Raw genomic sequence first — 23,934 nt, 5'->3', positions numbered from 1 at the left:
TATTTGTTTTTTGAACAAAAGATTCGATTTCCGATGTCTTTTTTGTTCGTTTAGTATTTTGAGATTCTTGATTTAAAAAACTACCTACTTTTTCACTCAATTTCAATTATTCTAAACCATTACTAGCCCCAGCTCCAGCTCGAATAATAGAAACTTGTGCTTGTAAATCCCCAGCCTGATTTAAAGCATTCGCCGCCGCCGCATCAAAATCCCAACCTCGAATCAATGTAGGATCATTAGCTGTACCTGGATCTATTAATAAACTGGTAACAGACAAAAGATTAGGATCATTATTTAAACTTGCTGCAGCAGTATCAAGAGTAGGGGTAACAACTAAACAAGCAGAACCACAAGAATTTGCACCAGTATAATAAAGGGAATTAGGAAGACTTAATTCAGCTGTAACAGACTGTACAGCACCATTGGGAAGAGTAAGAGTAACAGTACCTGAAGCCCTAGCGACAGGACGATTTTTAGGAGTCAAGCCATCAGCACCTGCCCCAGCACGGATAACAGAAACAACATCTGATAAAGAGCCGTTATCTATATATTGATAAAGAATATCTGCTGCGGCTGCGTTGAAATCAAAAGAACTAGAACGCAAAGCAAATGTAACGTTATTTGGATCTCCGGGTTGTACAAATCCCGGATCGACAACAAGTTGTTGAATATAAGCAGTATCAGCTGAATTTCCATACCATTGAATATCAGGTAAAACCGTCAAACAAGCATTACCTGGACAATTGGTACTCAAACCTTCAGGATCATCAAAATATAATCCCACAGGAAGGTTTATTTCTCCACTGACAGATTGAGTTGTCCCACTAGGAGTAGAAATCATTGTTACCCCCATCGCCCTTCCCTGAACCCGACTGGAAAATGGACCGCTAGAACCACTAGCTGCTCGGATAATAGAAACAACATTAGAAAGCTCATTTATAGGAACAGCTGATAAAATTTGAGCTGCCGCCGCATTAAGATCATAATTATTACCATTATTAGAAAATAGTGAAACAGGACCTGGATTGATGATTAATTGCTCTATTCTTGGAGTATTAGGATCTTGAGGAATTGTACCGAATTGACGATAATTAGGAGCTAAAGGATTTACTAAGCTATTAGGATCTACAGAATAAATTATTAAACATCCTGTTGCACTTGGACCACAAGGACCGTTTACAAGATCTTCCCACCCTTGATAAAATAATCCGTTGGGTAAAGCAATTTCACCACTAACAGATTGCACTGAACCATCAGGAGCGATTAATGTAGTTTGCCCTGTGGCGATGGCTTGATTTTGTGAACCATCTCGAAGTAAATCAGGGTTAGCCCTAAGAATAGAAATAATTTCAGGCAAGTTACCATTTACGCTTAAACCAGAAAGAAGTGCTGCGGTTTCGGCATTTAAAGAAGGGGCTAAAGTAAAGTTAATACCTTGAGGGTTAATGAGTAAATCTGTAATTGGAGCTTGTAAAGGATTGGTTGGAAAAAAATTATTATCTCCAACTAAGGACGTTCTGAAATTCGGGGTTACTTCTAATCCATTAAATGATCCTGCGGGGATAGTAATTTCGCCACTAACAGACTGACTATAACCAGTATTAGGATTAAATATAAAAACGCTTCCTGTGGCTGTTGCTTGTGCCATGACATTTTTACCTGTAACGGATACCAAAGTTATAGCACTAAGAAAAATAACAAAAAGGGTTTTAAATTTATACATAGTTATTTCGATATATTATTAATGGCTATGGCAAAATTATAAAAATATGTAAGTGAAGGGTTAAAATTTATTGTTATTCTATGTTACCCATTATTAAGTACTTAAACAAAATTAATTGTATATATGCAATGAAAGGTAGGGGATTTAAACCTAATTGTTATCAAAGCCTTGGGAAAAATAAAATTCACAATTGATTATACTTACCTACTCAATCATGGATTTAAAAATCATAAAATTTATCATCAGTTTAGTTTCCCCACTTAAATTGTTTTGGGTAACTTCTAAAAATCTTTTTTTTGGGAAAGGTAAATGTGAGGGGTGAACTACATTTACCATGATAGTGAATGTCAAAATTAAAACTAAAATTCAACTGTTGTTGTTAATTGAATTAATATTCAACAGATTATTATAAGTTTTAATCCTATAGCAGGGTTTAGGAGCTTTTTAAGTTATTAAGAATAAGAACAAATAACTCCCAGATTCAGTATGATTAGGATTTTGTTCCTGATTAGTCTAAACCGTCAACACCAGCACCAGCACGGATGATAGATACTTGTGCTTGTAAATCACCAGCAGCAGCAACTAACGCTTGAGCCGCCGCCGCAGTGAAAGTAGTTGGAGTAGCGGAGAGAATACTAGCATCAGGTAAACCGGGATCAACATTAAGAGTTGTAAAAGCATTTTCGTTGACTGCAAGAGTATCTGCTAATACTGGGGTTACGGTTACATCACCATTTCCAGTTGCACCTAAAAAAGTAAGCCCACCGGGGATAGAGATTTCTGCACCGACAGATTGACTAGCACCGTTCATTAAAACGATGGTAGAGCTACCAGAAGCGAAAGCTTGAGCAAAAGCGGGAGCACTGATAACCGAGCCTAAACCGACAACGCCGATAGCTAGTAATGCTTTGTTTAAATTATTCATCATGGGTTAAGTAATTTTTGTACTTTGTTTATTTTGTGTCATGGGTCAAGATTATTTTTGATAATCCCCTAACCGTGATTATACACTAAAAGTTTAAATTGATTCTTTTTTTTTGAATCTTTTTTTTTTTAATGATTGATACTATCAATTAACGAAAATTAATATTTAATAGTTTTTATAAAGTTTACGTATTTTTACTGATTTCATATATTTCATATTGTGCAAAAAAACAAAACATTATATTTTTAGAATAAGTTGATAAGAGCTTTCAAAAATATACAAAACAAGTATGAAAATTATCATTAGATGTTCATTATGAAAAGACAAAAAATGTGTGCAAAATACTATAATTTACTTTGAGTTTATAGGATTTTTTTGATATAACCTTATTTATGATACTTATTGTCTTATTTCTTCACCCGTGTGTCAAAAAAAGAAAGATTTAAAAATATCAAAAAAAATTGATATAAAAATAAATATTCGGATTTGGTAACGAAGTAGTTATAATCAAAAATATAGAATACAGGAATAAGTTATTTAAAAATTTTTTTTTGGGGTTAAGATGATCCGCTTGAAACTTAAATATTAGAATTCTTTTTTGTATTTTTATATCAACTATATATACTTTTTGTATTTTTCATGGTCTTAAATAAAACTATTATAGGTCATAAAAAACTGAATAAATCACTTTTATTAATAATTTTTATTTGTAGTTTTTTATCTGGCATGAATAAAAGTGCTTTAGCAAATCCCAAAGCTAATACCTTGAATTCATTAGAAGAAATCACGACAAAAGATAATTCTGTCAATCTTGACGAGGAAAAAACACCTTTACTTGTAACAAATTCAGTTTTAGAAAGTACTATCAATAGTAAAATTTTACTTAATGACGACAAAAGTTTAATTGTAGAAGATATTAGACAGATACCTGAAAAAATTTTGGCGGAGGTAACTCTACCGACTCAAACCGTAGCGATTCCTCGAAATAATAATCTTAACCAGAATGATTTGCTGTGTGAGGAAGATTGTTTTGTGTCGCAGGTGAAGTTAACACCATTTTTAGCTCAAGCCACTCCTGATTGGGATGCTACCATTGCGGAGGTAACTTTACCCACTCAAACCGTAGCGATTCCTCGAAATAATAATCTTAACCAGAATGATTTGCTGTGTGAGGAAGATTGTTTTGTGTCGCAGGTGAAGTTAACACCATTTTTAGCTCAAGCCACTCCTGATTGGGATGCTACCATTGCGGAGGTAACTTTACCCACTCAAACCGTAGCGATTCCTCGAAATAATAATCTTAACCAGAATGATTTGCTGTGTGAGGAAGATTGTTTTGTGTCACAGGTGAAGTTAACACCATTTTTAGCTCAAGCCACTCCTGATTGGGATGCTACCATTGCGGAGGTAACTTTACCCACTCAAAGTGCAGCAGATTTAACTCCATTAGATCGTACACTTGATCCTATACCTCCCAATACACAGCCCACACAGGAGACTACCCCAGATCCTACTATTGAATCAACACCTATACCTGAAACTGCTCCCACTACTGAGCCTGTTAAAATAACTCGTGATACGGTGGAGATGTTGATTACCAATGCTATTAGTAATACTGCTATTCGGTATCCTTGGATTGTTAATGGCTCAGATAGTTTAACATTTTCTCCGTTTATTTTTAAACCGAGGACTAATGAATTTTATCTCAATTTAGATATACGAGAAGCACCAGATAATCCTGTTTTGAATAAAGTTGGTATTGGTGCTTTTTCTAAACCTCATCAACTTTACTGGGTATTAGAAGATAATATTATTGTTGGGGATGTTAATGGTGGATTAGCGGGTATTGTCTATCAGGGTATGCAAACTAATCAGACTTTTGCACAAACTCTAACCCAAACACAAAGTTTTAGCGGTTACCAAGCTGCTTGGGTTATTCCTAATGATTTACAAAGATTGTTTAAACTGGATGACTTAAATAATTATGAAGTTATTAGTTTAGGAGGACAATTAATTAATCCTGAAGGAGTAACCGCCGAGGAAGTAACTTTTAATACTGATGGTTTAATTAAAAAAGATCAAGAAGTAGTTATTTTACCTTCTCCACAAGCAATTAATGATAGTCAAATTGGTGTAGCATCAACTTTTAATCCTAACGGTGGTGGTGCGTTATTTGCCAATGTAGATGTAGAAAACGCTCCTTTAATTTTACAAGGTTTTCCTACTTCTAACTTACAGGCTTTTGCTTTATTAGATATGAAGGAAAAAAGTATTATTCCTAAAGACGTTTTAAGAGAAGCTGGTATTGAATGGACAAATCCCCTCACGGGAGAAGGTGCAAAAGTATTTAGTCCTGAAATTACTTCGATTCCGGGTATCAAAACCGCTCAACAAGGAAAATTCGATAATGAAAATTTATTGAATATTTTGGTTAATCCTTTCTTAGATGAGAAACAAAGAGATCGTCATTATTGGAATTCTTTATTATGGTTGGGTTTAGGCATTCAACCTCCACAATTTAATACTGTTCAAGTTGATGAAAATAAATATGATTGGTATCGTATTTATGTTAGTGCACTTAATAATCGTTTTTTATTGCAATATTCTAAGGAAAAACCAGAAGCGACTTTTTATAATTTATTCGCCAATCCAGGCTTTTCTCTGACAATTCCTTCTAAGGATGGAGGGCGTTTAGATGAAGTTCAAAGTTTAAATTCTAGTATTGGTATGGTTATGGGAGCTTTTTTTGATTTTGTTGATTTAAGACTGCTTAACAAAAGTATCAAAGAAGCCAAAAAACAACGTAATAATAATGAATTATTTAAACCCTTAAATACGAAAGCCACTTCTGAAGAAAGAAAGGAAATTAATCAACGTTTAAACACTACTTTAGCCTTTGGTAATTTAGGCAGTAATTTAAATCAAGTTTCAGGTTATATTACTTTTCCTAGTGTTATTACTCCCACCAGTTCAAGTATGTTCCAAATCAAGACAGGTAATATACAAAGAGCAGTACAATTTGTTCAAAGTGATGTGGGAGAGTGGATAGAAGGGGAAACAACAATAAAATCTGCTCGTTTATCTAATCGTAGTTTTGGTCCTTTAACTTTTTTAGGGAATAGTTTACCTATCCAACCTATAGGATTTAAAGACACTTCTCAACCCGTTAATGAATCTTCGGGTAGCCAAGTAATTTTAGTGAGTCCTGAAGGTAAGCAATTTGTACAAGAATTTAATTCTAAATATTTAACCGCTATTCCTAACGCCATTAAAGCTTTTGATTTAGCATTCGATCGCCTCGTATTAGAAAGAAAATTTACTCGTAATATAGATAATAAAATTTATAACGGTTATATTTACTTGCCAACCATCGAATTTGTTTATGCTGGTACATCCAATGATTGGAATTATAGTGTCAACCCTGGTATTTGGTTTAACGTCAATAATGAAGCGGCAGGAGAAGTTAAGCGTAATGATTTTGGCATTCCTGAACCTAGTGTGGGAGTATATATAAATACCGTTGTTAGTAAAACTATAACCAATACGGAATTTGACGAAAATAAACAACTAACAGGCATAAGTACTCATGTTCCTTTTTTCCGCTTTAGTTGGAATAGTGCAAATAACAGTAATAATCCTTGGCAAATAACTCTAGCTTATACTTATTCTCGACAAACCCGTAATTATGGTTTATCATTGACAGGCTCACTGGGTTATATACCACAATATGGAAATGGTCCTTTTGTGGGCTTCTTTAATGGAAGATTTGGCTTTGCTAATGGTCCGAGTATTAAAGGTAATGTGGAATTAGGAGATCAAATTTATTATAATGCCGAATTACTACAAAAAATTATACCAACAGTTTCTATCGGTCCTTATATTCGTAACTATATCGACTTAAATCAAGGGTTTAATAGTCGAGAATTAGAAATTAGTTATGGTGGTATTATTGAATACAAATTAACAGATTCTCCAGTATCTATGCGAGTGGAATTAGGTTCGACAGAAAATAATCAGTTTATTGGTAGCATTAAAGGAGATGTTCGCTTTTAAACATTTTTTCAGTAATCTTAAAATATGAATTATTGGTTAATGAAATCTGAACCTCAAGTATATAGTATTGAAGATTTAAAACGAGATCGGACAACTATTTGGGATGGTGTCAGAAACTATCAAGCTAGGAATTTTTTAAAGCAAATGCAAGTAGGAGATTTAGCTTTTTTTTATCACTCTAATTGCAAAAATATCGGTATTGTTGGTTTAATGGAAATTATTGAATCTAATATTATTGATCCTACTCAATTTGATCAAAATAGCAGTTATTTTGACATAAAATCGACTATAAATAATCCTCGTTGGCAAACGGTAAAAGTACAATTTAAACGAATTTTTTCTGAAATAGTATCATTAAATAGCCTCAAAAAAAATTTTTTACCTGATGAGTTTTTATTAGTAAAAAAAGGTAATCGTTTATCTGTAATGCCTGTACCAGAAAAGTTAATAAACCTAATTATGTAAAAGAACTTGAGTTGCATATAACATAGGTGGATCAGAAAATTAGAAAACAAGTAGAAAAATTCTCAATATCGGTCGATTTTTGAGAGAAATCTATTCATTCACAAAAAAAATAATTTTCCTGTATCTTTGTCAGCCTGTCGAAAATAGTCAATTATCAACTATTTCTATCTTGAACTCAAGTTAATTTTGATCTGTTTTAGATACAAAGTTGGGCGTTGCTGATTTTGGGTATGATTTTTATTTAGTGGTGATCGCTAAACTATTAAATCACAAATATTTCAGATTATTGGATTTTTATTTTCATACCTTGATTGAGCAACACCGTTTACTTTATAGATTGTTCGTCATTGATAGATTACGTTTATCTTGTAATTGAATAATCTTTTTTATTTTTAGTTCTAATCGCTATAAGATGATTATAAATTCTCAATTTAAGTTCAGCTCATCTGTAATAATATTGAGAAGGCGTTAATAATATCGAGAAGGCGTTAATTTTTCGACTTTTTTAGCAACCCTTAATTAAGAATTCTTACATCAAACTCAGGTAAAGTCACATATTGGAATTGTTATAGTTTTTTGCAGTAGCTAAATAACTAATAGCAGTTTGGTATTGAATATCTTTTTCTGTACCAATTTCAAAATAACTAATGGGATCTTGGGTTACAATCTGATCGGGTGTGATACCTAATTTATTAATGTCTTTATGACTAGGAGTTTCGTACTTAGCTACAGTAATAGCAATTCCTGCTCCATCAGGTAACTCAAATAAAGATTGAATCAATCCTTTGCCAAAGGTTTTTTCGCCGATTAAAATTCCTCGATGATTGTCTTGTAACGCCCCTGCCAGAATTTCACTGGCACTAGCCGAACCTTGATTTACTAATACCACTAAAGGTTTATCGGTTAAAGCTTCACCATCAGAGTCATAACTACCTAAAACTCCTTGACGATTAACAGTATAGACGATTGTACTTGGTTGTAACCATAAACGTGCAATTTCGATCCCAGCTTGTAATAAACCTCCCGGATTATTGCGTAAATCTAAGATATAACCTTGAGCGCCTTCTCTTTCTAATTGTACTAAAGCATGGGCTAAATCTTTAGTTGCATTACCACTGAATTGATTTAAACGTAAATAACCAATAGGATAGTTTGATTGAGAATTATCTAAGCGAGAACTAATGGCACTTAAGGAAAGGCGATCGCGCTTTAACTCGTAGGTTTTAATTTTCCCATCATTTTGGCGTTTAACCTCAATGGCAACAGTTGTACCAATTTCTCCTCTAATTTTATTCGCCGCTTCATCTAAGGTTAAAGTTTGAGTATTGATACCGTCAATGGTAATAATTTGATCTCTAGGTTGAATTCCCGCCAATTCTGCAGGAGAACTAGGTAAGGGTGTTACAACTTCCAGTTGATTATTTTCAGGATTGATGCTAATTTGTAAACCAATGCCAGATAGTTCACCAGAAGTAGTGATTTGTAGATTATGATAATTTTCTGGGGGTAAAAGACGGGTATAAGGATCATCGAGAAGAGCTAACATTTCTCTGATAGCGGTATAGGTTTCCTCCCTGTTATGTAAAGGTTTTTTGAGAAAATTTTGACGAATTTGCCACCAATTTTGATGATTAAAAGATTCATCAACATAAGCCTCATTTACTAAACGCCATGATTGCAATAATATTTTTTCTTCTTCGCTATAGGCGTAAGCCTTGGGAGTGTAAATAAAATTAGAACAGAAAATTAAAAGGATAATCGCTAAATTGAGACATATTTTTTTCATAATAAAGTTAAGAATTGAGAATTACTAATAACAATAACTGAGTTCGATCTAAAAATAAGTGATGATTGACTCTTTTTAAGACAGGCAGAAAGGGAAATTAGATTATTTATAAATAAAATTATTTTAAAAATGTACAAGGGAATTTTTCTACCTGTCCATCTTTTTTTTGTCCACTTGATCTTCTTGACTTGCCTTGGCTACCTATCTACTTTACTTATCCAAGGTCAAAATCTCCACGCCACCGCTAGTAATGGCGATCGTATGTTCAAATTGTGCAGATAATTTACGATCTTTTGTTAAAGCAGTCCAACCATCTTCTAACACATCAGCTTCCCATGTTCCTATATTAATCATCGGTTCGATCGTAAACACCATTCCTGGACGTATTTTTTTTCCTGTCCCTTTTTTTCCGTAATGAGGTACTTGTGGAGCTGTATGAAAGGTTCTACCAATACCATGTCCTACAAAATTTCTTACCACGGAATAACCAAAACTTTCTGCATATTCTTGAATTGCCGCACCAATATCACCGATTCTCCCACCAGGGCGTACGGCATTAATACCTCTATATAAACACTCTTGTGTCACTTCCACCAGCTGTTTAGCCTCATCTGAAGGTGTACCTACAAAAAAAGTTTTTGATGTATCACCATGATAACCATCTAAAATAGGTGTAACATCAATATTGATAATATCCCCGTCTTTCAAAATCTGACTTTTATTAGGAATACCATGACAAATAACTTCGTTAACGCTAGTACAAATTGACCGAGGGAAACCATGATAACCTAATGGTGCACTTTTTGCTCCATGTTGTTGTGTCCATTTTTCAGCTTCCTGATCAAGTTCATAGGTACTGATTCCGGGCTTAACCATTTTCCCTAAATGTTCTAGCAATTGTGCCGCCAATTTTCCTACTTGACGCATTTTTTCGATTTCTCTGGCAGATAAAAGTATTATATTTTCGTTTCCCATGGTTAATTTTTATCATTTTCAATACATAACTCCTTATTATTTTACATTGGTTAGAAGTTAAGGTGAAAAATAAGGTATTAACTCCTCAACACAAATTAAGGGAAATTCCGCTTATTGTACTCAATAAATTTTAAGATTGAGTTCAGAAATATTCTGATACCATTAACGGTACTGTCCAATAAAATTTCTCTAAAAATATTTTTTCTTGCTTAGGATCTAATTTTGTCACATAAACTATTTGTCGCAGAAATAAGTATTTAACTTTATTGACTAAAATTTACATATAGTGTATGAGAACAGCAGACTACCCCATATGTATGGTATAAAGGAAAAGAAACAAACAGCAGTAAATTTTTTTGAGTAGAAATACTTAAAGTAAGCGAGGCACAAGCAATGTTATTGGATACGCAAGAAACTACGATTTCCAGCCATTCATCGATAGTCAATCATGGAAGTAAAAATTATAACTCAAGCAATACGGCTAAGAGTATAGAAGTCATTAAAAGAAATGGAAAATCAGCCCCCCTTGATATTAGTAAAATCAGAAAAGTTGTAGATTGGGCTTGTAATGGGAAAGATGTTAACTCTATTGCTTTAGAATCTGGTTTAAAAACTCGTCTGCGTCATGGTATTACCACCAGAGAAATTCAAGATAATTTAATTAATTGTGCCTTGGAAATGTGTAATCTGGAAGAACCTGATTGGCGTTATGTTGCAGGACGTTTACATATTTGGAGTTTATGGAAAGATACCCTTGTTACTAGGGGTTATAACTACGGTAATTATGCTCAGACAGTAGCTAATTTCGTCAAAGAAGGCAAATATGATCAACGAATTTTAACTTATTCTGCCGCAGAATTAGAAGAAGCTAATAGTTGGATTAATCCTGATTGGGATTTAGACTATGATTATGCTGGAGTTGTATTATTAAGTAGTCGCTATCTTCTACCTCAAGAATTACCTCAAGAGGCTTTTCTTACCTGTAGTTTATTATTAGCTATGGTAGAATCTCCTGAAGTAAGATTGAGTTATGCTCGTAAATTTTATGAAGCGATCGCATCTCGTCGTATTTCTTTAGCAACTCCTATTTTAGCTAATTTAAGAGTGCCTAAAGGTTCATTAACTAGCTGTTTTATCGTTAGTATCGATGACAATTTAGAAAGTATTTTTCAAGAAATTACTAATACTGCTAGAATTTCTAAAAATGGTGGTGGTGTAGGAGTAAATGTATCCAGAATTAGGGCGACAGGAAGCTCAGTAATGGGCAAAAAAAATGCTTCAGGAGGAGTAATACCTTGGATTAAATTACTCAATGATACTGCCATTGCGGTAAATCAGGGAGGTAGAAGAGCGGGTGCTGTAACTGTAGGTTTAGATATATGGCATCTTGATGTACCAGAATTTTTGGAGATGCAAACAGAAAATGGAGATCAACGCCGTAAGGCTTACGATGTATTCCCTCAGCTTATTCTGCCCGATGAATTTATGCGTCGAGTCAAAGATAAACAAGAATGGACTTTAGTTGATCCTTTTGAAGTTAAAAATGTTTTAGGTATTGACTTACCGCCTTTATGGGGGGCAGAATTTGAAGGAGCTTACAGTATCATTGAAGCAAATCTTGGCACAAAAATAAAAATATATAAAAAAGTAAACGCCAGAGAGTTATTTAAACATATCATGAGGGCTCAAGTAGAAACAGGAATGCCTTACTTAGCCTTTAAAGACACCATCAACAAAGCTAATCCGAATAAACATGATGGTTATATTCCGGGAGTAAATTTATGTACTGAATCTTTTAGTAATGTTACTCCGGGCAAATATGCTCACTGCTGTAATTTAGTCTCTCTTAACCTCGCCAATTTAGAAAATCATGAAACTCAATCTATCTGTGAGTTAGCAGTAAGAATTTTAGATAATACTATCGAGATTACCTTGCCACCTTTTGGGGATGCTAAAGCTCATAATGATCGTTATCGTACCATTGGTGTTGGTGCTATGGGTTTAGCTGATTGGTTAGCAAAACAAAATTTAAGATATAGCAACCTGTCACAAATAAGCAATTTATTTGAAGATATTGGCTATTATTGCACTTGTGCTTCTATGGCATTAGCGAAAGAAAGAGGAGCGTATCCTGCCTTTGAAGGTAGCGATTGGAGCAAAGGCTTACTAATTGGTTGTCAATCCGTAGAATGGTTTGAAGAAAATGCCTATGATAAACCTCGTTGGCGACAATTAGCCGATGATATTCAAGAGTTTGGCATTCGTAACTCTCATATTACTGCTATCGCGCCTAATACTTCATCGTCTTTAGTACAAGGTTGCACCGCTAGTGTATTGCCTGTTTATAGTCGTTTTTTTTACGATAAATGGGCAAAAGGAACAGTACCTATTGCACCTCCTTATATTAGTGATAAAAACTGGTTTTATCAAGAAAATAAACATCTCAATCAAGAGGAAGTTGTAAAAGCTATCGCTGTTATTCAACAATGGATCGATACAGGAATTTCAATGGAATTACTTTTTAATCTTAATGAAGGAGTCTATTTTCCTGATGAGCCTGAAAGAGCTTTAAAAGCAAAAGACATTTACGATACATTAATCTTATCATGGGAAAAAGGATGTAAAGCAGTTTATTATGTGCGAATCGTACAACGAGATTCCTTTAAGGAAGAGTGTACAGCTTGTGCAAACTAAGGAGGCATGAAGAATGAGGATTTTAAGAGTTTTTCCAATTTTTCCCTCATTATTCTCTTATCTCCCTTTTCCCATTCTTCCCCTATCATCTACTAATGACACAGACAAAAAAAGCATTACCCCTGATTGGTTGGCGAGAATATCTCACATTACCAACATTAGGGGTTGATAAAATTAAAGTAAAAATTGACACTGGTGCAAGAACTTCTGCACTACACGCTCTCCATATTCAAACTTATACAGAAAAAAATCAGAAAATGGTGAAGTTTCAAGTACATCCCATTCAAAGAGAAACTCACACTACTATTAACTGTATTGCACCTTTACTAGAATATAGACACGTTACTAATTCGGGAGGGCATACACAACTTCGCCCAGTTATTCTGACGAAAGTAACATTAGGCATTCACCAATGGATTATTGAAGTAACGTTAACGAATCGTGACATAATGGGTTTTAGAATGTTATTAGGCAGACAAGCGGTTAAAAATCGCTTTTTAGTGGATACAGGGCAATCTTTTCTCTATTAATCAAAATTAATTATAATTTCTAGTTAATTTTTGATACTATATTTTTTTTCACCAATAATTTGATATTAAACTTGAACTCAGGTATTAATGATTACTTAACCTTGATGGAAAGAAAAATCAGTTATGATGACTTATAACAATAGAAATCATCATTTTATTCTATGGTTTCCAATTTTAAATTAATTTTTTCTTTTCTTCTTGCACCATTCTTAATTGTCAGTGGATGTAGTCAAAATAGTGTTGATAATAATCAACCTTCTGGCATTCCTATTAAATTCTTAGTAGGTAGCGACCTAGGAGAATTTTGTCAACAAATTGCAATAAAACTTAATGCTACGAAACCGAAACTAAGTAGTGGCAAATCCTTTTTTTTAACCTGTGAAGCCAAAGGAAGCGGAGACGTTATTAACGAAGTTGTTTCTCTTAGTCAGCAACTTTCGACGAAGGCGATTTCCTCTGATGATGAGCGTTTTCCGTCATTGATTGCCGTAGATGGCGAAATTTATCAAAATCAATTAATGTATCAAATTGATAAAATTTTTCCGGGTAAAAACTATATTCCTCCTATTACTGATACTCCTTTATTAGTATTCAGCCCGATGGTATTTATGACAACGGCAGAATTTGCACCAGCATTAGAAAAAGTACCTAATATTTACACAGCTTTAGCAGAATATAACAATTATCAACAATTGGATTCTCAAGCAAAACCTTTACCTATTTATTTTGTGCAAACTGCTCCAACTCGCTCTAATTCGGGGTTACAGACTTTAGTTGCTCAATTTGCTTCTGTTGCTGATAAACCCCCTCAAGATTTAACTATTGATGATGTAAAAAAATATCAGGATAAAGTTAAAGCTATCCAAGAAAAAGTTACTCGTTATGGGGTTTCTACTTCTTCTTTAGCTAATTCGATGGTAGAAAATGGCTTGTTTTGGGCAAATGTAGGCTCAGTTTATGAGTCTCTCGTGATTCGTGCCAACAGTCAAGGAGATGAAAATAAAACTAAATATCAAGCAGTTTACCCTAAAGCGACTTTTAGTTCTAATATTCGAGGAATTTTGCCCAATGCTTCTTGGGTGTCAGAGGAAGAAAAAGAAGGTGCACAAAAAGTTTTAGAGTTTATGCTGACTAAGGAATCTCAAATCTTAGCTACCGAGTTAGGATTACGCCCAGCCATTGCGGGTATTCCTTTGGGGGATAAATTTAATACTCAATTTGGAGTTAATCCTAATCCTAATTATGAATCTTATCGCCCCCCTGAGCCTGAAGTGGTGGAAGCGATGCTAAAAAATTGGCAAGATTATGCTAAAAAACCTTCTCAAGTAGCTGTAGTTGTTGACATTTCAGGGTCGATGCGAGGAGAAAAAATGACGGCGGTGCAAAATACCTTATTTAATTATGTTAATAATTTAGGTATAAAAGAGGAAATTGTGTTAATCACTTTTAGTGATGAAATTAATTCTCCAGTAATTATAAAAGGCACTCCTGAAGGGAAAAATAAAGGGATTCAATATATTAGTAATTTACAAGCAAAAGGTGGCACAAAATTATATGATAGTGCTTTATTTGCTCGTGATTGGCTGAAAAAAAATCTGAAACCAAATGCGATTAATGCGGTATTAATTCTCACAGATGGAGAAGATTCTGGTAGTGGAATTAGTTTACAAAATTTAGAGGCTCAATTGCAAAAAAGTGGTTTTAATAGTGATGATAGAATTGCTTTTTTTACTGTTGGTTATGGAAAAGAAGGAGAATTTAATGCTCAAGTTTTAGAAGAAATTGCTAAAATAAATAGTGGTTATTATAAACAAGGTAATCCTGATACTATTGATAAATTAATGAATGATTTACAAGTAGAATTTTAATTAAAATTAGGAGTTTTTAAAATGAGAATAGTTAATCCTCTTAATTATCCTTTAGCAATTTTAATCGCTGGAATTTCTTTATTTTTAGGAGTAAAAGTTATCAAATTATCTAATTTTATTATGTTACCTTCTAGCATAGTCATTGCCATCATCGGCTCAACTTTTTTAGCTAGTAATAATCAAAGTAATCATAGTAAAATTGATTTAGATAATAAAACCTTAGAAGCGGAATTAAGTCAAGCCAAAAAAGAAGCTGAATTATTGCTTAATAAAGCTGAGAATTTACGTTTAGAAGCGAAAAAGTTATTACATGATTCATGGCAAATGGAATTGTTAACAGCTGTAGAATATTCTTGCGATCGCACCTTAGAATTACCTCAAAAAATAGAAGATTTAAGTAATAAATTATCGGGAGGAGATTCGTTATTATCAGTGGAAGAATTAACGGAAAAATTAAAAGAGATTAAGAAAAAACAAAAATCTGCTGATGGTGTAGCTTTACAAAAATTGCAACAAATAGAATTAAGTTTAATTCGTAATATTACTTTAGCAAAAGAAGGACAATCTGCACGAGAAGCTCAAGTATTTTCTTTAACAAATTTAATAACTGAATCCGCAGGAATTTTACAACAATTACAGAATAAATTACGCACAGCCGATTTAACTAATTCACAGGAATTAAATGATTTACAAGCCTTAAGTCAAGAGTTAGTTATTTTACAAGAAAATGCTTATTTACTTTAAGATTCAATTAGCTAAATTGAACTTAATATGTTGTAAGGAATTGTTGGGTATATTACGAAATTTCCCTAAGAATATCTTTTCTGATACAACCGCTGACTTTGAGACTCTAATTAAATTTTCTGATTTTAAACCCGTTGGTGAGAAATCCGAATCAAAAGAAGATATAATTTCATCAAGTAGTATTATTTCTTGACCTGTTTTAGTGGAAATGATACAAAATAGCTAGTCATCATAGGCATTAGATAATAATTTTATTACTAACGCTGGACGTAATTTACCTGTTTTTAGGTTTATTGGAGGAAATGGAAATAAAATGATGTCATCGGCTACTGCCATTTTTTCATCAAATTTGCTTGTGTGTATTCTGGAAGATTATTATTTTCTAAATCTCTCATCGCTTCTTCAAGAGAAAAATAATTTCATTCTTGATTTTCAGCTTTAATCTGTTGTTGCTTAAGAAGATTAACAAAGTAAAGTACTTTTTTTATTCACTTTTAGAAAGATTATCTATTTTGTGATTAATTAATTCTTTGATAGTCATGGTTATTGAATTATTTTAAACTGAGTTTATTTTATAGTCTAATTTCATCAATAATTTAAGTTTAATCAGATTAATACATTTTAAAATAGAACTAAACCAAAAATTGAATATCTTTATTTTAAATTAAAGTTATGGATAGGTTAACACAAAAATTTTTAGATATGTTGAAAATTTCATCATCATCGGAGAAAATGGTATCTAATAATAGTCAAAATAATACGAATAATTCTTCTGTTAATAAACTAATTTCTGTAGGGATTATTTTAGCTTCTTTAGGGATAACTTATTTACCGCCTATTTTTGGTTTAAAAAATACTGTCACTATAGTTAGTGGCACGGAATTAAAAGAAGTATTAGAAGAGATAGAAAAAAAATTTGAACAAGAAAATCCTGATATTAATTTAGATTTAAAGTTTCAAGGTTCACAGGATATTATTAATAATTATACAGAAGAAAAAAATGATTTTAAACCTACTATTTTAATCCCTGCTAATAGTGAGTTGATTACTGAATTAGAAACGAAATTAAAAGCTCAAGGAGAAACTGATATTTTTTATGATACTCCAAAAATGATTGCAAAAACTATGTTAGTTGGTATTGCATGGGAAGAAAGGGGAAAAGTTTTATTTCCCGATAATAAATTTAGTTGGCAAAAATTAGAAACGGCTTTAAAAACAAAAAATTGGGATAAATTAGGAGGTCAAAAAGAATGGGGTAGCTTTGATTTTATCACAACAGATCCTACTCGATCAAACTCAGGGCAATTAACCTTAAGTTTATGGGCAAAAAGTCAACTTAATCAAAATGATTTGACGGTAAATGATGTTAATAATTCTAAAGTAAGCACACTTTTCCAACTGATTAAAAATTCCGTTTATCAACCGCCAAGATCTACCGATATTTTACTACAAGAATTTATTGCTAGAGGAAAAAATGATGCCGATGTAGCAACAGTTTATGAAAGTATTGCTTTATATCGTTGGTTACAAGCAAAAGAAAATCAAAAACAAGGCTATCAAATTTATTATCTGAATCCTACCATTGAAACAACTATTATGGGTGTAATTGTTAAGAAAAATATTAGTAAATCAGAAGCAAAAGCTGGTAAAAAATTTATCGACTTTTTAATACAAAATGAACAACAAATAATTTTTACTAAATATGGTTTTCGCCCTATCATTAATTTAGATTTAAAATCTTTACCAAATACTCCTTGGAATCAAAATATTTTAGGTGTAGAAACTAAACCTTCTATTAAAATTAATTCTAGCCCAAATCCAGAGGTGATGAATGAAATTCAAAAAGTATGGTATGGTTCCAATTAAGGATATAATGTTTTTAAAGCTTGACAAAATTAATGATTATTTTGAAATAAAACTACAATTTTTTATCGTCAATATATTAAGATATTGTAATTGCTGTTTGTCTTATTAAAAATTAGATGTAAACTGAATTTATTAAACTTTAATTTATTTTAAAAAAATTTATGAGCAAAATATTAGTTGTCGATGATTTAAAATCAGAATTGGATATGATTACTCAATACCTTACTTCTGCTGGTTACACAGTAGAAACAGCGATCAATGGGAAACAAGCGATGGAAAAAGTTACCGCAAATGTTCCCGATGTCATTGTTACTGATTGGATGATGCCAGAAATGGGAGGATTGGATTTGTGTCGTCAACTCAAGAAAAATCCGGATACCGCAAATATTCCTGTGATAGCTTGTACTGCAAAAAATCGAGATGTTGATCGTATGTGGGCAAAAAAACAAGGGGTTAAAGCTTATGTGGTCAAACCTTGTACTTCAGAAGAAATTATTACTGCGGTGAAAGAAGCAATGGAGTAAAATTATGAGTTCTTCGTCTTCCTCTCTATCAAGATTAGAGGAATTATTACCTCAATTATTCCAGTCAATTAATTTAAAGGGAAATATTTATCTTCGCTGTCAATTAGCTACTGAGACAACGGTTTTAATTGCCATGAATGTTATTCGAGAATCTTTGCTAGTAGAAAGAGAACAAATCACTCCTATTCCCCAAATGTCAAATTTCGTGCTGGGTTTGATGAATTCCCGAGATTCTGTTTTTTTTGCGATTGATTTACCGCAACTTTTAGATTTTTTGCCTCTACCAATCTATACACCAAAATATCACATGATCGTGATTAATGTTTCACCTTTTTTACCTAAATCATCAGATTCAGAAACAGAAAATTTATTAGGTTTAGCTGTTAATCAAATTCAAGGTATTACAAGAATATTAGAAAGCGAAGTAAAATCTCCCCTAGAATATTCACTCAAACAAGATACAGTCTCTACTTTAATCCCCTATTTACAAGGATGGGCAAAGTTTTCCAACCAATATTTACCCATATTGGATATAGAAACTATTGTCAAAAAAACTTTTTAAATCTATAAAGTAACTATAAATATTTATTATGACAAATCCAGAACAACTGCTGAATTTGACCTCGGAATTTATTCCTAACAATGAACAAAGCTTATCATCTCAAGTTCCTCAGTCTTCCCCAGAAACGAAAGAAGTCAAAAGAGGCGGTGGCACGTTGCGTCAGCGATTACTTTTTACTGTTGTTCCAACTACACTCATTCCTCTTGTGGTAATAAGTTTAATAGGGATTAATATCACTCACTATCGAAGTGAAAAGGAAACTTTAATAGAGCTAGAGAAAACAGCTATTATTAGCAGGGAAGTAGCTGATCAGTTTTTTCAAGACACTTTAAACACTAAAAATGACCTTGAAAATAACCCTTTAGTTATAACATCAACGGTAGGATTAGAAAATAGACTAGAAGCATCTTTAGGAATGACGATTGAAAATTCCGAAGTGATGCAAATTATTAATGGAGAAACAGGCAAGATATTAAATACTTTAAGCAGTAACAATTTATCTCAATCTGAACAACAAATTATTGGCGGTGAAACGGTTCAAAAAATTGCCCAGATTTTGACTCAGACTTTACCACAAGGAAATCTGGAAGATGCGTTGCTGAAAATCAAAAATCTCAATGGAATTTCTAACCTTGAGTTACAAAATTCAGAAAAGAAGCCAGATGTAACATTATTAATTTTTGAAAGTCAGGGAAAATATTTTAAGATTACTCCGATTCCTAACACTAATTTAATTGTCTCAGTTTCTATTAATAAATCAGAACTCGCCCAAGCAGGGGTTGAATTAATCGTTATTTTTGCCACTATCGCAGTTTTTTTAGGATTTTTAGCGGTGGGTAATATTATTTTATTAGCCCAAATCCTTTCTCAACCATTGGCTAACCTCACTGATAAAGCTCAACAAGTAGCTTCTGGGGATTTAGATGTTCAAGCAGAATTAGAAGGTACAGAAGAAAATCGAACCTTAGCTTATAACTTTAACACCTTAGTACAAAGGGTAAAAGAATTAATTACAGAGCAAAAAGAGATCGCTAATCAACAAAGAGAACAAAAAGAAAAGCTAGAAGAAGGTATTTATCAATTATTAGATGAATTACAGTACGCAGTAGATGGTGATTTGACCGTAAGGGCGAGTTTAACCTCCATGGAAATGAGTACTGTTGCCGATTTGTGCAATGCAATATTGGACAATTTACAAGATATAGCGGTGCAAGTGAAAAAGTCTAGTGTTCAAGTTAGTTCATCTTTAGAAGAAAATGAGAAATCCATTGAATTGTTGGCACAAGAAACAAGTAAGGAAGCTGATGACACTCGTAAAACTCTAAATTCAGTACAAGAAATGTCCTTTTCTATTGAGCAGGTAGCCACTAACGCTAATCAAGCCGCTACTCTTTCGGATGATGCTTATACTGTTACTCAGGCTGGTTCAAAAGCGATGGATGAAACCGTAGATAGTATTTTGAATTTGCGTTCAAAAGTAGGAGATACTGCCAAGAAAATGAAGCGTTTAGGGGAATCTTCCCAAAATATTTCTCAGGTGGTTTCCATCATTGAAGAAATAGCCCTTAAAACTAACTTACTTGCCATTAACGCCAGTGTAGAAGCCAGTCGTGCTGGAGAACAAGGGCAAGGATTTACCGTCGTAGCTGAACAAGTGGGGGCATTAGCAGAACAATCAGCGGCGGCAACAAAACAAATTGTACAATTAGTGGCAGAGATTCAACGGGAAACCCAAGAAGTTACCTCCGCAATGGAATCAGGTACTTCTGAGGTAGTAAATACAACTCGCTTAGTGGAATCGACAAAACAGCGATTAGAACAAGTATTGGAACGTTCTCGTCAGATTAATGAATTAATGCAAAATATTTCCCAGTCCACCGTATCTCAAACCCAAACTTCTCGTCTTGTCACAGAATTAATGGAACGAATTGCGAAACAGTCTGAGCAAAGACTAACTTCTTCTAAGGAAATCGCTCAGTTAATTAAGGAAACAGCACAGGTTGCTCAACAGATGGAGTCAGCAGTAGAGCAGTTTAAGGTTAGTTAAGAAAAATTATTAGTAAACTTCAGAATCACCTAACCTATGTTTTGACATATATAAATCTTCTGTAGTCAAGAATATTGGTTTACAAAGTAAAGATGTCTCAGCTTAACACTTTTATCAACTTTCCCTTTTAAATGATAAAAAAATAATGGATCAACAACAAATTCGACTTAATTTTCTCGATGAAGCGGAAGATTGTTTTCATACCATAGAATCTGCACTCCTTGACTTGAGTTCAACGGTTGCCGAACCTGAAAGACTAGATTTAGCCTTGAGGGCGACTCATTCAGTTAAAGGTGGTGCAGGAATGATGGGATTTCTCCCTTTGAGTAATGTTGCTCACCGCTTAGAAGATTTTTTCAAAATTTTACGCATTCGTCACCATTCTACTCAAATCACTACAGAAGTGGAAACCTTATTGTTATTAGGGCTTGATTCTATGCGTCAAATTAGTGATTTACACCGTCAAGGGATAGAAGTTGAAGAATCTTGGTTAAAAGGTAATGTTGAGCCTATTTTTATACAGTTGAGCCAAAATTTAGGAGAACTTCGAGAGGAAGATGAAGATCTATTATTTGCCCAAAGTGAAGGAATAGATGCTGAGTTGTTGATGTTTGAGGAAGGTTTAGAACCGATTTTAGACGAATTTGAGGTTGAATTAACTCAACTTTCATCGGCAGAATTGTCCTCAGCTTTGGTAATGACATCAGAAAAATTGTTGATTTTTGGACACATGGCGAATTTAGAGCCTTTTATTCAACTGTGTGAATCGATTCAGCAGGAGGCGATTATTAGCAGTGAGGAAAATATTAATTCTTTGGCTCAAGAGGCTTTAACCCTTTGGCGACGTTCCCATGCTTTGGTGATGCGTGGTAGTTTTGATAAGTTACCTTCTAAGGTGGAAAGCCATGATTTAATCGGTTTCAATGAATCTGTTTTTGATGCTGAGGGTTTTAACTTTGATTTTAATGAGGATGATCTCTCATCATTAACTAATGCTTTAGATGAGGCTGTTAATTTGGAAATTGTCGTTAGTAATGATTTCCCTTTGACAGAAGAAATTGCCTTATCAGATTTTGATTTATTCTCAGAGGAAAAAATTGAAAGTGAGGATTTAGAAAAGTTACAAGATGCTTTTGCTCAAGTTTCTGAACCACAAAAATCTTTAATTCCTGAACCTAAAACTCTTCAAACTTCACCCAAATCAGGTAAATTGGTGCGTGTACCTGTAGAACAATTATCTCAATTTAACACTTTATTCGGTAAGTTGATTATAGAACGTAATCGCCTTAATCTGCGGTTAGAACAATTGAAAAATTTTGCCCAGTTAATGCAACGGCGGATGAATCAATTAGAACAATCCAATAAACAGTTAAGAAATTGGTATGATCATGCTTCTACTGAAGGTTTGTTGAAAGAGCAATCTTTCACTCAAATTCCGACTTTTGTTGGAGTAAATGTTTCTAATTCTTTGATGGCAGATCAGACTTTAGCTCAATTCGATGCTTTAGAAATGGATCGTTATAGTGATTTACACTTGATTTCTCAGGAACAAATCGAAACCATTGTGCAATTAAAGGAAGTCAGTACAGATATTGATTTTGGCTTAGAGGATATTAACCAAGTTGTACAAGAATTAAATCATACGATGCGATCGCTTCAGAAAAATGTGACCCGTATTCAGATGCGTCCTTTTGCCGATTTAGTGAGAAGTTTTCCTCGCCTAATCAGGGATTTGAATTTACAGTTTGGGAAAAAAGTTAATCTCAAAATTGAGGGAGAAAGTACTTTACTTGATCGTACCCTAATCGAAGCCCTCAATAACCCTTTAATGCACCTAATTCGTAACGCTTTTGATCATGGTATTGAAGATCCTCAAACTCGGACAATGGCAGGAAAACTTAGTGAGGGAAATATTACCATCAGTGCTATTAACCGAGGTACACAAACTATTATCAAGATTAAAGACGATGGAGCGGGGATTCGCCTTAATAAAATATGCGATCGCCTACGATCAATGGGTATTAGTGATGAAGAAATTAAGAAAATGTCGGAGTCGGAAATAATTGACCATATTTTTCAAGCAGGTTTTAGCACTTCCACAAAGGTAACAGAACTTTCAGGCAGGGGAGTGGGAATGGATGTAGTTCGTACCAACTTAGAAGAAATTCGTGGTGATATTCATGCCGAGACAAAAATAGGACAGGGTACAACCTTTACCCTCAAAGTTCCTTTCAGCCTGTCCATTTTAAGAGTGATGATAGTGGAAATAAAAGGCATGGTGTTTGCCGTACCCGTTAATAGTGTTCGAGAAATGTTACATTTGAAACCAGAACAAGGTTTAACGCTCGAAGACTTAACATACATTAGTTGGCACGAACAAACAGTACCTTTGGCTCACTTAGAGCAAACATTAACCTTTAATCGACCATCAAAACCTTTTGAAATGCCCGGAAATCCCGTGATTAACCAACCGACAATTCTCTTGGTAGGAGAAGGAGATGATCTGGGTGCGATTAAAATTGATCGATTCTGGGGCGAACAAGAAGTAACTATTCGTCCTATCAATACCCATTTACCTCTAACTGTGGGGTTAATTAGTTCTATGATACTAGGAGACGGTCGAGTTTTACCTCTAATTGATCCTGTGCAAATTTTCCAAGAATCTTTGAAAACTAAAATAAGGGAAAATAAAACTGATTTAATTTCCAAAGATAAAAATGGAGAAATTAATTCTACCAAAGTTAACACAATTCTGATTACAGATGATTCTATCAACGTTCGCCGTTACTTAGCCTCAACTTTAGAAAAAGCAGGTTATCAAGTTGAACAAGCTAAAGATGGAAAAGAAGCAGTAGATAAACTTTTAGGTGGACTATCTGTTCAAGGGGTTATTTGTGATATTGAAATGCCCCGTCTTGATGGTTATGGTGTTTTAGAGGAAATTAAAGGTAAACCAGAATTTCAATCTCTTCCCATTGTGATGTTAACATCTCGCAGTAATGAAAAACACCGAAAACTAGCTTTTAATTTGGGAGCATCTGCTTATTTTTCCAAGCCTTATAATGAACAAGAATTACTGAGTAAAATTAGCGAGTTAATTGGTACTTAGATTTTAGATTTATTTTCCATTTACGTTATATGAGTCACTTAAGTTTTATTCCATAATTTATCA

The 23,934-nt window shown here is 33.6% G+C and carries 15 protein-coding genes; 11 read left to right on the top strand and 4 right to left on the bottom strand.

Annotated elements, in window-relative coordinates; genetic code table 11:
* Positions 1–106: 106 nt before the first annotated feature.
* Together GM3708_RS01555 and GM3708_RS01550 are read right to left on the bottom strand one after the other, a co-directional pair.
* Positions 107–1,723, bottom strand: coding sequence for a hypothetical protein (locus GM3708_RS01555; RefSeq protein WP_066343506.1), 1,617 nt, complete (start codon positions 1,721–1,723; stop codon positions 107–109).
* Positions 1,724–2,231: 508 nt separating this feature from the next.
* A complete protein-coding gene (locus GM3708_RS01550) occupies positions 2,232–2,651 on the bottom strand; it encodes a hypothetical protein (RefSeq protein ID WP_144439261.1) in 420 nt (139 codons plus the stop codon).
* Between the two features lie 723 nt (positions 2,652–3,374).
* On the opposite strand from GM3708_RS01550, the gene GM3708_RS01545 reads away from it, so the two are divergent.
* Positions 3,375–6,701: a hypothetical protein gene (locus GM3708_RS01545; RefSeq protein ID WP_144439260.1), complete on the top strand. Its 3,327-nt coding sequence runs from the start codon at positions 3,375–3,377 to the stop codon at positions 6,699–6,701.
* 24 nt (positions 6,702–6,725) lie between these two features.
* Positions 6,726–7,166, top strand: a complete 441-nt coding sequence (locus GM3708_RS01540) for an EVE domain-containing protein (RefSeq protein WP_066343495.1) — start codon at positions 6,726–6,728, stop codon at positions 7,164–7,166.
* Between the two features lie 550 nt (positions 7,167–7,716).
* On the opposite strand, the gene ctpA is transcribed toward GM3708_RS01540, so the two are convergent.
* Both ctpA and map read right to left on the bottom strand, forming a co-directional pair.
* Positions 7,717–8,952 carry a carboxyl-terminal processing protease CtpA gene (gene ctpA / locus GM3708_RS01535; RefSeq protein ID WP_066343494.1) on the bottom strand — a complete coding sequence of 412 codons (1,236 nt, stop codon included), beginning with the start codon at positions 8,950–8,952 and terminating at the stop codon, positions 7,717–7,719.
* A 210-nt stretch (positions 8,953–9,162) separates the two neighbouring features.
* Positions 9,163–9,927 carry a type I methionyl aminopeptidase gene (map, locus tag GM3708_RS01530; RefSeq protein ID WP_066343493.1) on the bottom strand — a complete coding sequence of 255 codons (765 nt, stop codon included), beginning with the start codon at positions 9,925–9,927 and terminating at the stop codon, positions 9,163–9,165.
* A gap of 393 nt (positions 9,928–10,320) precedes the next feature.
* Between map and GM3708_RS01525 the strand changes: the two genes are divergently transcribed.
* The 9 genes from GM3708_RS01525 to GM3708_RS01480 all read left to right on the top strand — a co-directional run bounded on the left by GM3708_RS01525 (position 10,321) and on the right by GM3708_RS01480 (position 23,871).
* Complete coding sequence (locus tag GM3708_RS01525) at positions 10,321–12,621, top strand: ribonucleoside-diphosphate reductase subunit alpha (RefSeq protein ID WP_066343490.1); 2,301 nt, start codon at positions 10,321–10,323, stop codon at positions 12,619–12,621.
* 95 nt (positions 12,622–12,716) lie between these two features.
* Positions 12,717–13,151 (top strand): RimK/LysX family protein, encoded by a 435-nt coding sequence (locus GM3708_RS01520; protein WP_066343489.1) that lies wholly within the window; start codon positions 12,717–12,719, stop codon positions 13,149–13,151.
* A 161-nt stretch (positions 13,152–13,312) separates the two neighbouring features.
* Positions 13,313–15,019, top strand: a complete 1,707-nt coding sequence (locus GM3708_RS01515; protein ID WP_066343487.1) for an extracellular solute-binding protein — start codon at positions 13,313–13,315, stop codon at positions 15,017–15,019.
* A 21-nt stretch (positions 15,020–15,040) separates the two neighbouring features.
* Positions 15,041–15,763, top strand: coding sequence for a hypothetical protein (locus GM3708_RS01510; RefSeq protein ID WP_066343484.1), 723 nt, complete (start codon positions 15,041–15,043; stop codon positions 15,761–15,763).
* Between the two features lie 672 nt (positions 15,764–16,435).
* The gene (locus GM3708_RS01500) at positions 16,436–17,629 is read left to right on the top strand and encodes a substrate-binding domain-containing protein (RefSeq protein WP_082713972.1); all 1,194 of its coding nucleotides are present in this window, start codon (positions 16,436–16,438) and stop codon (positions 17,627–17,629) included.
* Between the two features lie 161 nt (positions 17,630–17,790).
* Positions 17,791–18,153, top strand: coding sequence for a PleD family two-component system response regulator (locus GM3708_RS01495; protein ID WP_066343477.1), 363 nt, complete (start codon positions 17,791–17,793; stop codon positions 18,151–18,153).
* 4 nt (positions 18,154–18,157) lie between these two features.
* Positions 18,158–18,715 carry a chemotaxis protein CheW gene (locus tag GM3708_RS01490; protein ID WP_066343474.1) on the top strand — a complete coding sequence of 186 codons (558 nt, stop codon included), beginning with the start codon at positions 18,158–18,160 and terminating at the stop codon, positions 18,713–18,715.
* Between the two features lie 28 nt (positions 18,716–18,743).
* Entirely contained in the window at positions 18,744–20,762 is a 2,019-nt protein-coding gene (locus tag GM3708_RS01485) for a methyl-accepting chemotaxis protein (RefSeq protein WP_066343472.1), read from the top strand.
* A gap of 145 nt (positions 20,763–20,907) precedes the next feature.
* A complete protein-coding gene (locus GM3708_RS01480) occupies positions 20,908–23,871 on the top strand; it encodes a response regulator (protein WP_066343470.1) in 2,964 nt (987 codons plus the stop codon).
* Positions 23,872–23,934 lie beyond the last annotated feature (63 nt).

Origin of the sequence: Geminocystis sp. NIES-3708, assembly GCF_001548095.1 — a bacterium.
Classification (GTDB): domain Bacteria; phylum Cyanobacteriota; class Cyanobacteriia; order Cyanobacteriales; family Cyanobacteriaceae; genus Geminocystis.
Note: the sequence above shows the minus strand (reverse complement) of the source record. Positions and strands in the feature narration are given on the sequence as shown.

Bases quoted from the DNA above. Each gene is read 5' to 3' on its own strand.
- GM3708_RS01545 (WP_144439260.1), top strand. From the start codon at position 3,375: ATGAATAAAAGTGCTTTAGCAAATCCCAAAGCTAATACCTTGAATTCA.
- GM3708_RS01485 (WP_066343472.1), top strand. From the start codon at position 18,744: ATGACAAATCCAGAACAACTGCTGAATTTGACCTCGGAATTTATTCCT.
- GM3708_RS01520 (WP_066343489.1), top strand. From the start codon at position 12,717: ATGACACAGACAAAAAAAGCATTACCCCTGATTGGTTGGCGAGAATAT.
- ctpA (WP_066343494.1), bottom strand. From the start codon at position 8,952: ATGAAAAAAATATGTCTCAATTTAGCGATTATCCTTTTAATTTTCTGT.
- GM3708_RS01555 (WP_066343506.1), bottom strand. From the start codon at position 1,723: ATGTATAAATTTAAAACCCTTTTTGTTATTTTTCTTAGTGCTATAACT.
- GM3708_RS01490 (WP_066343474.1), top strand. From the start codon at position 18,158: ATGAGTTCTTCGTCTTCCTCTCTATCAAGATTAGAGGAATTATTACCT.
- GM3708_RS01510 (WP_066343484.1), top strand. From the start codon at position 15,041: ATGAGAATAGTTAATCCTCTTAATTATCCTTTAGCAATTTTAATCGCT.
- GM3708_RS01500 (WP_082713972.1), top strand. From the start codon at position 16,436: ATGGATAGGTTAACACAAAAATTTTTAGATATGTTGAAAATTTCATCA.
- GM3708_RS01550 (WP_144439261.1), bottom strand. From the start codon at position 2,651: ATGATGAATAATTTAAACAAAGCATTACTAGCTATCGGCGTTGTCGGT.
- GM3708_RS01515 (WP_066343487.1), top strand. From the start codon at position 13,313: ATGGTTTCCAATTTTAAATTAATTTTTTCTTTTCTTCTTGCACCATTC.
- map (WP_066343493.1), bottom strand. From the start codon at position 9,927: ATGGGAAACGAAAATATAATACTTTTATCTGCCAGAGAAATCGAAAAA.
- GM3708_RS01480 (WP_066343470.1), top strand. From the start codon at position 20,908: ATGGATCAACAACAAATTCGACTTAATTTTCTCGATGAAGCGGAAGAT.
- GM3708_RS01525 (WP_066343490.1), top strand. From the start codon at position 10,321: ATGTTATTGGATACGCAAGAAACTACGATTTCCAGCCATTCATCGATA.
- GM3708_RS01540 (WP_066343495.1), top strand. From the start codon at position 6,726: ATGAATTATTGGTTAATGAAATCTGAACCTCAAGTATATAGTATTGAA.
- GM3708_RS01495 (WP_066343477.1), top strand. From the start codon at position 17,791: ATGAGCAAAATATTAGTTGTCGATGATTTAAAATCAGAATTGGATATG.